Source organism: Orenia metallireducens (assembly GCF_003001995.1).
Classification (GTDB): Bacteria; Bacillota; Halanaerobiia; order Halobacteroidales; family Halobacteroidaceae; genus Orenia; species Orenia metallireducens_B.
In genome coordinates this window covers 73,124-86,871 of record NZ_PVNB01000003.1, presented here as the reverse complement: position 1 = coordinate 86,871, position 13,748 = coordinate 73,124, and the positions used below count along the sequence as shown (strand labels likewise).

Below are 13,748 nucleotides of genomic sequence, written 5' to 3'. Positions count from 1 at the left end.
ATTTGAGGTGACAGTATGAATTTAGATATAGAATTGGTTCATAAACTACAGATAATGAGGGAATGGTTCTTGATTCATCAGGCGAGTGATAAGGTAATTTATATCATAGGTTTTTTGATATTTATGTCGTTATTAGTTGTACTTTTAGCTAAAAGATTCCATGTACCTATTGTAGTAGGATATGTCTTTTTAGGTATTGCTCTAAGTGTTAATATAATTGAATGGTTACCCTTTCTTTCAGAAGAAGCGAAGGAATGGTATGCTTTTACTACAGAGAGTTTTGACTATATAGCTACCTTCGCTTTGGCCTTTATAGCTTTTACTATTGGTAGTGAGCTCTCAGTTAAGATTTTAAGGAGCTTAGGGAAGAAGATTATTTATATTGCTATTTTAGAAGCAACTGGGGCTTTTATTATAGTTGCTCTAGCTACTTTTGCTATAACCAAGACTTTGTATCTCTCTTTAGTATTAGGGGCGATAGCTTCAGCAACAGCTCCAGCAGCAACAGTGATGGTATTAAAGGAGTATAATGCAGAAGGGTTGTTGACTTCGATGATATTAGCTATTGTTGGTATAGATGATGCAATCGCTTTAATTATCTTCAGTCTGGTAGAGCCTTTAGCCTTAGGTTTATATTTAGGGCAAGGGGATATTTCTATAGTTCATGCCTTAGTTGCACCAACTATTGAAATAGGTGGTTCTATCTTAGCAGGACTTTTAATAGGATACTTCTCCCAGAAGTTTATCAGTAATATGGAGGATAAGACGAAGAAGATACTGACTTTGGTAAGTACAATTGTTGGTGGTTCTGCGATTGCAATCTTCTTGCATCTATCACCATTAATTACAAACATGTTTATTGGTTTTGCATATCGTAACTTTGCTAGAAAGAATTTAGGTATTGCTGAGTATATGGAGACCTTAACTGTACCTTTATATGCACTGTTTTTTATCTTAGCAGGAACAGAGATAAGATTAGACAGTATAGCATCTGCTGGTTTCTTAATCTTGGCATTTGTCTATACGATTGCCCGTGTGATTGGAAAGGTAGGTGGAGCATCTTTAGGAGCTCATCTATCTGATGCCCCTGAGAAGATTAAGAAGTATGTTGGTTTGGGTCTGCTACCACAAAGTGGAGTAGCAATTGCCTTAGCCTATACTGTACAGAAACACTTTATCGGTGGAGAGAGTAGTTTAACGGTATTTAATAATATTCCATTATCAGATAATGTGGGATTACTCGTATTTAATACCTTACTATTTACTGCAGCCTTAACAGAGGTCTTTGGACCATTAGCTACTAAGTATGCTATTACTAAGGCTGGCGAGATAGGAGAACATTAAAGGGCAGTGAAGAGTGTTTTTTCTATATAATGGTATTATAAAAGGTTTACATTGGGTCTTTTTGACTTGATGTAAACCTTTTATTTATGTTAATATAAAGTGTGATTTAACTGTGTCTTAATATCCCATAAACTTTCATTTTAAATATATTGAATCTTCTTGCTCATTACTCATCACTCGTTCCTGTTATTAAAGTTGGATGACTTTTACATCCTGCTAATTTACAAAAAAAGAGGAAATTAATAAGTTAGAGTAGAATTTTGATATAAGAGCAGTTGACTAATATCTGAGAGAGCTTTAGGAGATGATGCAGATTCAGAGTATATCACTTGACAAATAAAACAGGTCTGGATATTTTGTCAGCAACTATGGAATACTTAGATAATGATGGCTTGGCTACAAAAAAGATTATTGTTAATTGGAGATTTGCTGATTTTAGTGGATTTCTAAAAGACCTTGGTTAAATAGAATAATTGCTTTAGAAGTAAATTCTAAGATGTTAAACTTAAATACAAATACCTTAATAAGATTAAATTGTTTTTTTAATATATTAATTATAAGAACTAGGGTTTATAATAGGGAGGAATATAATGAATCGAGGTAAAACCTTTACAGTAATTCTCTTTATAATTATTATCGGTCTGGCATTTTTTAATAATTATATATCTGTAAATTCAGATACTGAGGCTGATAATCAATTAATTGGATTTAATGACTATAATGATTTATTTTGATAGTGGAGAGATAATGCAATGCTTTGAATTTAAGCCTAAGGTTAAGATTGAGTAAACCATAAAAACATTATTTTAATGTTATACTTAGTCTTAATCTTAAACTGTCGCCTACATTAACCCCTTTGAAAAAAGGAGTGATAACAAATGAAAGAGATTCCTAAATATGCTCAGCCCTTCTTTTTTGAAGGTAATGATCAAGCGTGTTTATTGATACATGGTTTTAGGGCTTCACCAGGTCAGATGAGGTACTTAGGTGAGTTTTTGCATCAAGAAGGTGGATATACTGCTAGTGGTATCTTATTGCCAGGACATGGAAGTTCTGAGGAAAAGATGGAGGAGTTTGGTTGGGAGGATTGGCTTAATTCTGTTCGCCAGGAATATCAAAGCTTAGCTAAGAATTATGAGAAGGTTTATGTAATAGGCTTATCGATGGGAGGGATCTTATCGCTGATTTTGGCTGAAGATTATGATCTAGATAAAGTTATCTCTATTGCAGCTCCAATTAAGATATTTGATAAACTTGCCTATCTTACTCCAATTTTGCAATATTTCAAGCGTTTTAAAGGTGATGATCAAGGGTTGGTACAAAGTAAGGAGGATGAGTATGATATATACTATAGTGCAACTCCCTTAGCAGCAGTACCTAACCTTTTGAAGCTGATCAGGTTGGCTAAAGGTGATTTAGCTAAGATTAGTGCACCAATTTTGATTATCCACTCTAGGGATGATCAGACAGTCAAGCCAATTAGTGCAGAGATTATCTATCAAGGTGTGTCAAGTCAAGATAAGGAGCTATTATGGCTTGATGAAGGTGGGCATGTCTGTACTATCAATGGAGATAAAGAGCTTATCCATAAGCAAATTTTGAAGTTTTTAAAGAGCAACTAATATATAGATTGAGGTTAAGAATAAGCTTAAGGCTGAAAAAATAATTGTTCAAGTTTAGACTTAGGCTAAAACTAATTTTAGAATGGTGGTTTTTATGCTCAAAACATTGGGGCTAAAAGAATTGAATAAAATCATGACTATTGCTGATAAAGTATTGATTCTTTTTATCTTAATTATAAGCATTTCCATGCTAGGATTCACTCCAGTTCTTATCTCTAAATCTGCTGGGCAGAAGGATGTAGTTATAACCTTAGATAATAAAGAACTTTATCGTTATAATTTGGAGCATAGTCAGAAGCTAGAGAGAATAAATTTCTCCTTTAAAATAGAAGGTAAAGACTATCAAGGAAGGCTGAGAATGAAGGATGGCAAGGTGAAATTAGAGCGTTTGAGTCAGGATATATCACCTCTACCGATTCATGCTGAGATGGGATGGATTAGTGAGCCTTATCAGATGATCCTCTGCCTACCGATCAAATTGGCAGTGACTATAGAAACTAAGAATCAGAAGGAAGCAGAGATTGATATCATGAGTTTTTAAAAAATTAATAGTTTTAAGCTAAATTGGAATTTTTAACAGTTGTGATCTAAGATTGGTAAAGAACCAAAACCCCTACTAAATTTAGTGGGGGTTTTTCTATAAATTAATACAAATTTTAAATTATATCTTGTTGCTAGGGTGATGGTGATTTTTGGTTTCAATGTGTTTTATTAATATTTTTATCAAAAAGATGAGAATTTTGCTTATAAAAAGGATTAAATGTCCTTTTAGCTAATAATATAATATAAATTTCATAAAAAAGGGAGGGAGTTATTATTCTAACTTTAAAGTCATTAATTCAAAATATAAGTAATTTCTATGACTATGTTTTAATAATTATATTTATTATAGTAATAATTTTAATTATTAAAAGGTTTCGAGTTAAGAATTATAATTATTTTACTAAGTTAATAAAAAATGATTTAAAGAAAGCTTTAAAAGAATTGGATAAATTAGATAACCTTGATATTAAACAGGATTTGATTAATTATGGTAAAAAAGACTTATATATAAGTGATTATCTAACGGTTAAAGATTATTTGGTTGATGATAAACTACTAAAAAAACTATTAATGGAGTTATCAAGTAAGAATGATATAAAAAATAGAAAAAAGGCTGGGCTTACTCTATTAAATATTGGTACATCACAAGCAATTAATTATGTAACTTGTTTACTTTATGATGAAGATAAAGAGGTTAAGATTACAATAATAAAAGGTTTATCAGAAATAAAAGATAATATAGTTATAACTATATTAATTAATTATTTAGAAGAATGTGATGATATGGTAATTTTAGAGGAGTTGAGATTAGCATTTTTGAGAATTGGAGATCGAGGAGTCTCAGAATTATTAAGATTGTTAGATTCAGATAATGATATTCATGTAAAATGGGCAGTGAAGTTATTGACTAAGTTATCTGATGAACGAGTAATTAAGCCCTTTATGGATTTGCTATATAATCATAAAAAAGCAAAAATAAGAGTAGTAGCAGCTATAGGGTTATCTAAGTTTAAATCAGTGGAAGTGTTTGAAGTATTGGTGGACAAGCTTAATGATACTAGTTATGAGGTTAGAGCGGAAATAGTTAGTTTATTAGGAAATCTAGGTAATACAGAAGCTATTTTCTATTTAGATAAAATGCTTAGAGACGAGAATGTGGTAGTTAGAAATAATACCTGTCAAGCACTATTAAAGTTAGGTAAAGAAGGGATTAAGCAACTTATTTTAGCTACTGAAAAAGACGATTATCCAAATGATATTAGTGATTTTTTAAATACTATAAATGCAGCTGATTTGATTAAATCTGCTAAAGAGCTTTATGGTCATCAAGATTTAGATGATAGGAGTGAGCTTAATTTAATAAATTTTAATAGAATAGGGTTATAGATATCTGAACCTATAAAGGTCTTTGCTATTATAATTATGTAAATTTCTTATATTAATTTATAAGTCATTAATAAGAAAATATTAATACTTTTCTAAGAGGGGGGGTTAATATTTTACTAAATTTATTTAATAGTTTATTTAGAAAAGATTTAGCTATAGATTTAGGAACAGCTAATACATTAGTTTATACTAAAAAGGATGGAATATTTATTAGAGAACCTTCTGTTGTTGCTATTCAAAAAAATAGTAAATCAAAAAATGATTTGTTAGCAATTGGCAATGAGGCTAAAAGAATGATAGGTAGAACACCAAATAATATTTTAGCAGTTAGACCTATAAAAGATGGTGTGATTGCAGACTTTGAAATGACAGCAAAAATGTTAAGATATTTTATTACTAAAATCTATAAGAGAAAAAAATTGGTTAGTCCTAGAATTGTTATATCTATTCCTTCTGGAATAACTAAAGTAGAAAAAAAATCAGTAATTGATGTGGTTTTAGAGGCGAAAGCTAGAGAGATTTACTTAATAGAAGAGCCTGTAGCTGCAGCTATAGGTGCTAATTTACCAGTTAATGAACCGACGGCGAGTATGGTTATTGATATCGGTGGTGGAACAACAGATATAGCAGTAATTTCTTTAGGTGGAATTGTAACTAGTAATTCTATTAGAGTTGCTGGTGATGAAATGAATGAGGCGATTATAAGTTATTTAAAAAACAGTTATAATATATTAATTGGGGAAAATAGGGCTGAAGAAATTAAGATGAATTTTGGATCAGCTTGTTTTCCTAATAGCTCCCAAATAACAGAAGTTACTAAAGTTGTTGTTCGGGGAGTTGATTTAATTGATGGTTTACCTAAGGTAATTGAGATTGATTGTAAAGAAATTCAAGATGCTTTAAAAAATACAGTTAAGCAAATTATTGTGGGGGTCAAAGATGTTTTATCAGAAGTTCCTGCTGAATTATCAGGTGATATTATGGACAAAGGCATTATTATGGCTGGAGGAGGATCTCTATTGAAGGGTTTAGATTATTTATTATCTCAAGAATTAGGTGTTCCTGTTTATTTGGATGATAATCCTTTGGACTGTATTGCTTTAGGTGCAGGTAAAGTCTTAGAGAGCTTAGATAAATTTGAGAGTTTTTTAGTTGGTTCTAAATTTAATTAAGTTATGGAGTTTTTTATTAGAGATTTATAAATTAAAATTATTACATATTATTTCAATCTAATATATAAAGTGAAAGGCATACTCAATTTTGAGTATGCCTTTTATTGGTTCTTGTGAATTTGTTTAAATTACTTAGAATATTTTAAAGTGGTTTAACTAATAATATAAATGATTTGAATTTATAGAAGGAGGTTATAAAGTTGAGACCATTAACTGAAAATGAAGTAATCACATTACAAGGGTTAGTTCAAATGGAGACCAATGGATTATTAAAAGCCAAAGCTGCACACATGCTAATTACTGATGAGGACCTTAAAAAAGAAGCACAATCGGGTATTTTAGCAGCTGAGGGTAGAATTAAAGGTTTGCAGCAATTTATTCATGAAAATAACATACTAAATCAAGAGGAGGCTCACTAATATGCCATCTATGATAACATCATTATTAGGCGGAGAAGATACTAAACAGCTCAATGACCCTACAATAGTCAGTAATATGCTAGGAGAAGCTAAAGCTGGAGCAACTGCCTATCTTACTGCTATCTTAGGAGCTACCACTCCTGAGTTGAGAGCAATTTATTCTAGTAGTTTAACTCAGATATTAGGAGGACATTCAGCCTTAACTGCCTTAGCGATTAATAAGGAGTGGTATAAGCCTTATGAATTAGCTGAACACCAACTAGCTGAAACTTTGCAGCATAGTGAAAAGCTGATGAATCTTGTTAAAACTGATGCTTGATTTATTTTCCCCACTATGAGAGTAGTGGGGCTTTAATTTATATAGATATGTGAATTTAATGAGGTGTGATAATAAGAGAATAATTATAGATGAATAAGGTGAAAATAATTCTATATAAAACACGAAAAAGAATTTAAATTTCTTTAGCCACGAATTAACACTAATCAAATACGAATAAAAAGAGTAAAAAATTAATTTAATGAATAAATCTTTTGAACTTATTCACCCCAAGAGTACTTCCTCAGTCGTTACCTCCTTCAGGGAGCGTGTAAATTCGTGTGATTCGTGGCAAAAAATCATTCTTGTTTGCTCTTTTTCTTTTAAAATTTCTAATATGAAATCTTTATCGGTTTCTATATATAACTTAAAGAATAACATCTATGAAGAGATAAGTTGAATATTTTTGGATAGTTTTAGTTAGCATAGATGATACTTGGAGAGATTTTTATAAAAGTCAATAAATTAGAAAAAACTAAGCTAGTAGGTGTTATAATCTTGAAAGAACATAAGCGTCGTTAACTGGCAATTATACATAAATATGGGATTACTAATTTACATCGGCAGAACCCTTATATGATAGCTTGGTGGTCTGTTGCTTTTCCTGGGTTTGGTCATTATATGTTAAATCAATATTTTCGGGCTACTATATTAACTATAGTTGAAGTAATTATAAATACTCTTGCTCATGTTAATGAGGCTATAGTATATACTTATTGTGGGCAATTCGAATTGGCTAAGTCGATTTTAAAGCCTAACTGGGCATTGGGATATATTATTATTTACTTTTATACCATTTGGGATAGTTACCGTTCTCCCTTGATCCAGAATAAAATGTGTCACCTTGCAGAGTTTGAAAATGAACGTTTAGATAATATAATTTTTACTTCTAGTGAGCTTCAATATCTAGAACTAAAAAGCCCAATTACTGCAGCAATATATTCATTCTTTTTTCCAACATTAGGGCAATTATATAATCATCGTTTTTTACTTGGATTCTATGGTGGTCTTATTTGGCTGATTGGTTTTTATTCTGGGTCTTTTATAAGATACATCAAGTTTTTAAGTATGAGAGGTTATCAGATTGAAAATTAATTTGATATTTATATAGTATACGGAAAAGATTTAATAATTAAAACCTCATACCTCACCCTAACCCTCTTCTGTATTAGGAGAGAGAATAAAAGAGTTTTTACTCCCCTTCTACTAAGATAGGAGAAGCTGTTCTTGCACGAAGAGTCTTGTCTTTTAGACTCGTAGAAGGGGATGGGAGATGAGGTCTGAAAAAGAGGTGAATTCAATGAAATTCTTAAAAAATATGTTCTCTTCTAGAGTTAATAGTCAAACTGCTATTGAGCAGGAAGAGAAATTAAGCAAAAGTTTAGATGAAAACCTAAATAGATTAAAAGAAGCGTTCTCTTATCCCAATAATGAAGATTTTAAGGTTAGAGAACTATACATAGAGAATATTCACAGAAAGGCTGTCTTATTATCCTTAAATGGTATGGTAGATAATGATGCAATTGAGCAGCATATTATCCATCCCTTGTTAGAAGGTACTAATATTAAAGAGACCGAAGAAGTAGATTTAATAAAAAAGGTAATTACCTCTAAAAATGCTAGTAAAGTAAGCTCTTTGAGGAAGATTATTGATGACATTTTAATTGGGAATACTATAATCTTAATGGAAAATTATAATCAAGCAATTTCAATAGCTACTACTAAGTTTTCTCATCGTAGTGTTCAGCCATCAACTAGGGAGACAGTATTAAAAGGACCAAAAGAAGCCTTTATAGAATCAGGTGATGTCAATACCTCTTTAATCAGAAAGCGATTAAGAGATGAGAATTTAGTTTCAGAAAAGATAGTCGTAGGAGAACGTTCTTTAAGCAAAGTCTCTATGTTCTATATTAAAGACATTGCCAACCCAGAGTTGGTAGATAGAGTTAGAAAGAGGATTAAACAGATTAAGGCAGATACAGTGATGGAGATTCCTATGTTAGAGCAGCATATTGAAGAGAGGAGTTATTCTCTTATACCGACGGTATTATATTCGGAGAGACCTGATAGAGCAGTATCTTTTTTACAGGAGGGTCATATTATCCTATTAATGGATAGCTCCTCAAGTTGTTTAATAGTTCCTGTGACTTTTTGGAGTCTATTTCATACCCCAGAGGATAGTTATGAACGCTGGGCTTATGGGAATTTTATCCGTCTAATTAGATTGTTCTCTTTTTTTATAGCCTTATTAACTCCAGCTATCTATATAGCTGTTACCAACTATCATATTGAGATGATACCGACTGATCTATTATTTGCCATAGCTGCTACTAGAGAGCGAGTACCTTTTCCTTCAGTAGTTGAGGTTTTCTTTATGGAAAGCGCCTTTGAGCTACTACGAGAAGCAGGGATTAGGATTCCTAGTGCTATTGGTCCAACTATTGGTATTGTTGGAGCTTTAATCTTAGGAAATGCAGCAGTTGAAGCCAATCTGATTAGTCCAATTTTAGTGATTGTAGTGGCATTAACTGGGTTGGCGTCTTTTACAATTCCCGATAATAGTTTAAGTTTTCTAATTCGGATTATGAAGTTTGTTATCTTAGGAGCTGCTAGTCTATATGGGGCTTTGGGGATTGTAGTAAGCTTTATCTGTTTTATGGCTTATATGTCAGATTTCAAGTCTTTTGGTGTACCTTTTCTATCGCCAATGGCTCCTTATTATAAATCCTCTAATGATTTAATCTTACGTCCACCTATTTGGAAGCAGTGGTTACGACCTTTCTACACTGACCCAGAGGATGATATCAGAAAGAAAGAGCCAGAGGGGGAAAGATAATGATGAATAGAGCAAGCGATGGGTGGATTGATTGGCGTGAATTGATTACCATGCTTATCATTGTCAATGTTATAGTTGGAACAGATATGATGCCATTAGTTCTGTTTAAGCTAGGAAAGAATGCCACTTGGACCTTTCCTCTAATCTGGGGAGTGTTAATTATAGTGCCTTTGCTTGCTTTACATTCCTTACTCAAGCTATATCGGAATAAAGGGTTGATACAAATAATATATGATTTAACTGGAAACTATTTAGGGTTTATTTTGAGTGGGGGATTATTTCTAATTGTCTTTAATATGCTAATTAGAATGAGTTATAACTTTGTACAAGAGACATCTGATATATTCTTAGATACCACCCCTGATCTAGAGCTATACTTATTATTGGTAGGTGCAGCATATTTTATTGCTAAGTATGGTTTTGAGACCCTTGGTCGGGTCAGTTCTTTACTCTTTCCTTATTTGGTGGCAGTTTTCATCGTCTTTGTTGCTCTTGCTAGAGTGGATTTTATATATCAATTCCTTTATCCACTAGGAGGACCTGGGATAGAGAAGATTATTAAGTCTAGTGTTGTTCATATTCCTTTGCTTATGGAGTTTATTCTAGTAGCTACATTCTTTCCTTTTGTAAATAATTACAAAGATTATAGGCGAGGGGTTTGGGGAGGACTGGCAGTCTCTATTATAACAATAAGTCTACTTTTAATGATTTACATAGTAATGTTTGACTATAATGAATTACAGGTTGTGTCTCATCCCTTTAATTTACTAATCAGGGTTACTGGAATTTCAAGGTTTTTTATGAACTTTGATGCCTTCTTTTTTGGTTTTTGGTTGATGATGGTGATCCTTAGAATTTCTTTTTATCTCTATCTAAATACTGCTTTATTTGCTTATCTGTTGAAGATAAAGGAGTTTGAACCTCTATTGTTACCCTTTGCTACCTTAACTATCCTTATAGGATTCATACCAGAGAACTTAATTAAAAATATTCGAATCTTTAAACAGAACATATTCTGGAATAATGTATGGTGGTTATTATTAGCTTTACCACTTCTATTGTGGGCAATTGCATACTGGAAGGGGGAATTTAAGCATGAGAAGGGTTAAGCTATTGTTAATACTTCTTTTTTTAATAATATTATTAACAGGCTGTTTTGATAAGTCAGAACTAGAGGAGTTAGCTTATGTAATAGTTATTGGGATTGATAAAGGGGAAGTAAATGGTTTTGAGGTTACTTATCAAATTGGTAATCCCCAAGTAGGGTCTTCTGACAGGGTCAGTGCTGGAAAGGAGCCTGCTTCTGAGATTATAACCTTGACTGTCCCAGACCTTGTAACAGTGAGGGATTTAGCAAATATCTCCGTTAGCCGTGAGGTTACCTATTCCCACTTAAAGGTAATTATTACAGGAGAAGAGTTAGCTAGATCAGGAGAAGCTTTTAAATTATTTGATTCGGTCTTGCGTGATGAAGCTATTAAACATGAGGTAATGCTGATAGTCTCTAAAGAGAAGGCTTCAGAGTTTATAAGAGGAAATGAACATGAATTAGAGACTAGACCCCATAAGCACTATGATTTTATGTCTAGAAGATGGGAAGAGACAGGATTGGTACCTGATGCTACTCTCTTAAGATTTATTCCCAGAACCCTAGATGATGCTGGGTTATTTTTGAGCACCTATGCTACAGCTAAAAAAGGTGAGACTATCTATGGGTATGAGGATCAATATCTAGCAGGTCAAGTAAAGAAAGAAGGGGGAAACCCGATTCAGATGATAGGTTCAGCAGTTCTCAAGGAAGGTAGGATGATTGGAACCTTAAATGGTGAAGCAACCAAGGTTGTTATGTTATTAAGACCCCAGACAGTTAGAAGGTCGATGCTAGCTAGCTATGCTGATCCTCTAGTTAAAGGGCAAAGAATTGCAGCTAGATGGATGAAGACTGAACCGACTAGAATAAAGATGAATTTGTCTACCGATATTCCAAAGATTGATGTTGTTGTACCAATAAAGATGATGATATTAGCTATAGATAGTGGAATTGATTATGTAGAGGATTTAGAACGGCAGAAGATATTGAAGGATTCAATTGCTAGTAGTTTAGAGCGTAAATCAATGGAAGTAATTAAGAAGACCCAACAGGAGTTTAAAGGAGACCCCTTTCAATGGTATTTAATAGCTCGTCAACAGTTTTGGACTTTAGATGAGTATAAGAACTACGATTGGATGAAGAAGTATCCTAGAGCAGAGACAAATGTTAAGTACGATATAGAGCTTACTAACTTTGGAAGGCAGTTTAGACCCTTTAATAAAGAGGATATAAAGGACTGATTGTAGATGAAACTAATATGGAGTCTAGCTATTTTGTATGTGAGTTATTATACTTTAATGTATGCTAGAATGATCTCGGAAAAAAGGAATAATAAACTAGGAGCTTTTTTTGTAGCTATTTTGGCAATTAGTATAGTAGCAGTTCCTCTGTGGCAGATGATGAAGTGAGAGGCTAGAGAGAGAAAGCGACATTTAGGCGGTAGGTGGGTAGGTGGTTGGGAAGTACCTAACTACCTAAACCTCTAAATCCTACCCACCTAATTTAGAAAGTGTTGTAATATATTCATATACCTTCAGCAAACAAACCATTACCTAACAAACCATTACCTAACAATGATTCTAGTTAAAGCTAGAAGATTAATTTATAATTATTGCAGGTAATTCGCTTTTTTTGTTTAAAATAAATATATAAGTTTCTTAAGGTAAAGAGGTGAATGAGATGGGTAAGAATAAGATAATAATTACTATTATAAGTGTAGTAATAATAGTTTTAGCTATATATTTATTTACTTTACAGGATGAGGTAGTTATTGAGGATCCTTCCTTTGAGAGTGCTATTAGAGAGATAATAAATAAAGCTAATGGTAAGATTACTAAACAGGATTTAAAAAAAGTTACAGAGCTTGATTTAGGTGGTAAAGGGATAGAGTCTATCGCAGGGATAGAGGCTATGGTCTCTTTAAAGGTTCTGGATTTGAGTAAGAATAATATAAGTGATATAAGTATGTTGTCTAATTTAAAAGGTTTAACTTATTTGAACCTATGGTCTAATCAAATTGTTGATATAAGAGCATTAGCCCAATTAGAGAATTTAGAGGTACTCCACCTTGATGATAATCAAATTAAGAATATTAGTCCTTTAGCAGCTTTGAATAAATTAGAAGAGCTCTATCTATGGGTCAATCGTTTAGAAAAGATAGCTCCTATAGTAAATCTACCTAAATTGAGGATTCTTAATATCAGTAATAATCCTATTGAGGATATAGGGAGTTTAGCTAAAACAGAAGGATTAGCTAGATTGATAGCAAGGAGAAATGGGATTATTGATACAAGCTTCTTATCAGCTTTGCAGGAATTAACTTATCTTGATTTAGGTAATAATTTTATTGAGAATATAGCATCTATAGCAGAATTACAGAAGATAAAAACTCTTCGTTTACAGCGAAATCAAATTACTGATATAAGCCCAATTATTCATTTGGATAATTTGATAGAGCTTGAGCTAAGTAGCAATCCTATTGAGAATATAGTTTTATTAAATAGCTTAGATAGTTTGAAGCTGTTAGAGATTAGAAGGACAGGATTAGTTGAAGTTGATTTTTTAGAAGCGATGACTAGATTGAGTTATCTTGATTTAAGGTATAATCTGATCTCAGATACTTTCGCTTTGGCCAAATTGATAGAGCTAAAGGAATTATATCTAACAGGTAATCAGATTAATAAGATAGAAGGGCTAAAGGAATTAAAGACTTTAGAGAAGGTTGATTTAACTGATAATTTGATTAAGGATATCAGTCCTTTAGCAGGTTTAAAGAAGATAAATACTTTAAAACTTGCTAAGAATATAATAGTTGATATTGGGGTTATGCAGGGATTGAACGATTTAGAGGTTCTTAATTTAGCCAATAATCAGGTTAGTGAGATAGGGTTATTACTGGATCTTCCTAAATTGACTCAAGTGGATTTGAGGTTTAATCCTGTCTATCAAAGAAAGAATAATAAGCAAGTGATAGAGAAGTTAGAGGGCAAAGGAGTAGTAGTTTATAGATAAGATATTGA

Annotated in this window: 15 protein-coding genes; all 15 read left to right on the top strand. The window is 32.4% G+C overall.

Translation table 11 applies throughout. The annotated features are described in order from the left end of the window. Window positions 1-15: 15 nt before the first annotated feature. Complete coding sequence (locus BX659_RS02995; RefSeq protein ID WP_097016352.1) at window positions 16-1,344, top strand: cation:proton antiporter; 1,329 nt, start codon at window positions 16-18, stop codon at window positions 1,342-1,344. A gap of 329 nt (window positions 1,345-1,673) precedes the next feature. Then, the gene (locus BX659_RS19365) at window positions 1,674-1,808 is read left to right on the top strand and encodes a hypothetical protein (RefSeq protein WP_258176099.1); all 135 of its coding nucleotides are present in this window, start codon (window positions 1,674-1,676) and stop codon (window positions 1,806-1,808) included. A 126-nt stretch (window positions 1,809-1,934) separates the two neighbouring features. Then, window positions 1,935-2,078: a hypothetical protein gene (locus BX659_RS18925; protein WP_172431795.1), complete on the top strand. Its 144-nt coding sequence runs from the start codon at window positions 1,935-1,937 to the stop codon at window positions 2,076-2,078. 144 nt (window positions 2,079-2,222) lie between these two features. After that, window positions 2,223-2,966, top strand: coding sequence for an alpha/beta hydrolase (locus BX659_RS02990; protein ID WP_097016351.1), 744 nt, complete (start codon window positions 2,223-2,225; stop codon window positions 2,964-2,966). Window positions 2,967-3,060: 94 nt separating this feature from the next. After that, window positions 3,061-3,507 (top strand): NusG domain II-containing protein, encoded by a 447-nt coding sequence (locus tag BX659_RS02985; RefSeq protein WP_097016350.1) that lies wholly within the window; start codon window positions 3,061-3,063, stop codon window positions 3,505-3,507. Between the two features lie 443 nt (window positions 3,508-3,950). Further along, window positions 3,951-4,895 (top strand): HEAT repeat domain-containing protein, encoded by a 945-nt coding sequence (locus BX659_RS02980; protein WP_097016349.1) that lies wholly within the window; start codon window positions 3,951-3,953, stop codon window positions 4,893-4,895. A 110-nt stretch (window positions 4,896-5,005) separates the two neighbouring features. Beyond that, window positions 5,006-6,067: a rod shape-determining protein gene (locus tag BX659_RS02975; protein WP_097016348.1), complete on the top strand. Its 1,062-nt coding sequence runs from the start codon at window positions 5,006-5,008 to the stop codon at window positions 6,065-6,067. 200 nt (window positions 6,068-6,267) lie between these two features. Beyond that, window positions 6,268-6,486: a hypothetical protein gene (locus BX659_RS02970; protein ID WP_097016347.1), complete on the top strand. Its 219-nt coding sequence runs from the start codon at window positions 6,268-6,270 to the stop codon at window positions 6,484-6,486. 1 nt (window position 6,487) lies between these two features. Beyond that, window positions 6,488-6,805 (top strand): spore coat protein, encoded by a 318-nt coding sequence (locus BX659_RS02965; RefSeq protein WP_097016346.1) that lies wholly within the window; start codon window positions 6,488-6,490, stop codon window positions 6,803-6,805. 573 nt (window positions 6,806-7,378) lie between these two features. After that, window positions 7,379-7,897, top strand: coding sequence for a hypothetical protein (locus tag BX659_RS02960; protein ID WP_097016345.1), 519 nt, complete (start codon window positions 7,379-7,381; stop codon window positions 7,895-7,897). A gap of 205 nt (window positions 7,898-8,102) precedes the next feature. Next, window positions 8,103-9,638, top strand: coding sequence for a spore germination protein (locus tag BX659_RS02955; RefSeq protein WP_097016476.1), 1,536 nt, complete (start codon window positions 8,103-8,105; stop codon window positions 9,636-9,638). Continuing rightward, on the top strand, window positions 9,638-10,747 hold the full coding sequence (locus BX659_RS02950; protein ID WP_097016344.1) for a GerAB/ArcD/ProY family transporter: 1,110 nt from the start codon (window positions 9,638-9,640) through the stop codon (window positions 10,745-10,747). Before BX659_RS02955 ends, BX659_RS02950 begins: the two co-directional genes overlap by 1 nt. Next, window positions 10,734-11,969 carry a Ger(x)C family spore germination protein gene (locus tag BX659_RS02945; protein WP_097016343.1) on the top strand — a complete coding sequence of 412 codons (1,236 nt, stop codon included), beginning with the start codon at window positions 10,734-10,736 and terminating at the stop codon, window positions 11,967-11,969. The genes BX659_RS02950 and BX659_RS02945 overlap by 14 nt, the downstream gene beginning before the upstream one ends. Window positions 11,970-11,975: 6 nt before the next feature. Beyond that, window positions 11,976-12,137: a hypothetical protein gene (locus BX659_RS18920; protein WP_172431794.1), complete on the top strand. Its 162-nt coding sequence runs from the start codon at window positions 11,976-11,978 to the stop codon at window positions 12,135-12,137. Window positions 12,138-12,408: 271 nt separating this feature from the next. Beyond that, window positions 12,409-13,740 (top strand): leucine-rich repeat domain-containing protein, encoded by a 1,332-nt coding sequence (locus tag BX659_RS02940; RefSeq protein WP_097016342.1) that lies wholly within the window; start codon window positions 12,409-12,411, stop codon window positions 13,738-13,740. The last annotated feature ends 8 nt before the right edge of the window (window positions 13,741-13,748 follow it).

Bases quoted from the DNA above. Each gene is read 5' to 3' on its own strand.
- BX659_RS02990 (WP_097016351.1), top strand. From the start codon at position 2,223: ATGAAAGAGATTCCTAAATATGCTCAGCCCTTCTTTTTTGAAGGTAAT.
- BX659_RS02945 (WP_097016343.1), top strand. From the start codon at position 10,734: ATGAGAAGGGTTAAGCTATTGTTAATACTTCTTTTTTTAATAATATTA.
- BX659_RS02960 (WP_097016345.1), top strand. From the start codon at position 7,379: ATGATAGCTTGGTGGTCTGTTGCTTTTCCTGGGTTTGGTCATTATATG.
- BX659_RS18920 (WP_172431794.1), top strand. From the start codon at position 11,976: ATGAAACTAATATGGAGTCTAGCTATTTTGTATGTGAGTTATTATACT.
- BX659_RS02955 (WP_097016476.1), top strand. From the start codon at position 8,103: ATGAAATTCTTAAAAAATATGTTCTCTTCTAGAGTTAATAGTCAAACT.
- BX659_RS02985 (WP_097016350.1), top strand. From the start codon at position 3,061: ATGCTCAAAACATTGGGGCTAAAAGAATTGAATAAAATCATGACTATT.
- BX659_RS02995 (WP_097016352.1), top strand. From the start codon at position 16: ATGAATTTAGATATAGAATTGGTTCATAAACTACAGATAATGAGGGAA.
- BX659_RS18925 (WP_172431795.1), top strand. From the start codon at position 1,935: ATGAATCGAGGTAAAACCTTTACAGTAATTCTCTTTATAATTATTATC.
- BX659_RS02940 (WP_097016342.1), top strand. From the start codon at position 12,409: ATGGGTAAGAATAAGATAATAATTACTATTATAAGTGTAGTAATAATA.
- BX659_RS02965 (WP_097016346.1), top strand. From the start codon at position 6,488: ATGCCATCTATGATAACATCATTATTAGGCGGAGAAGATACTAAACAG.
- BX659_RS02950 (WP_097016344.1), top strand. From the start codon at position 9,638: ATGATGAATAGAGCAAGCGATGGGTGGATTGATTGGCGTGAATTGATT.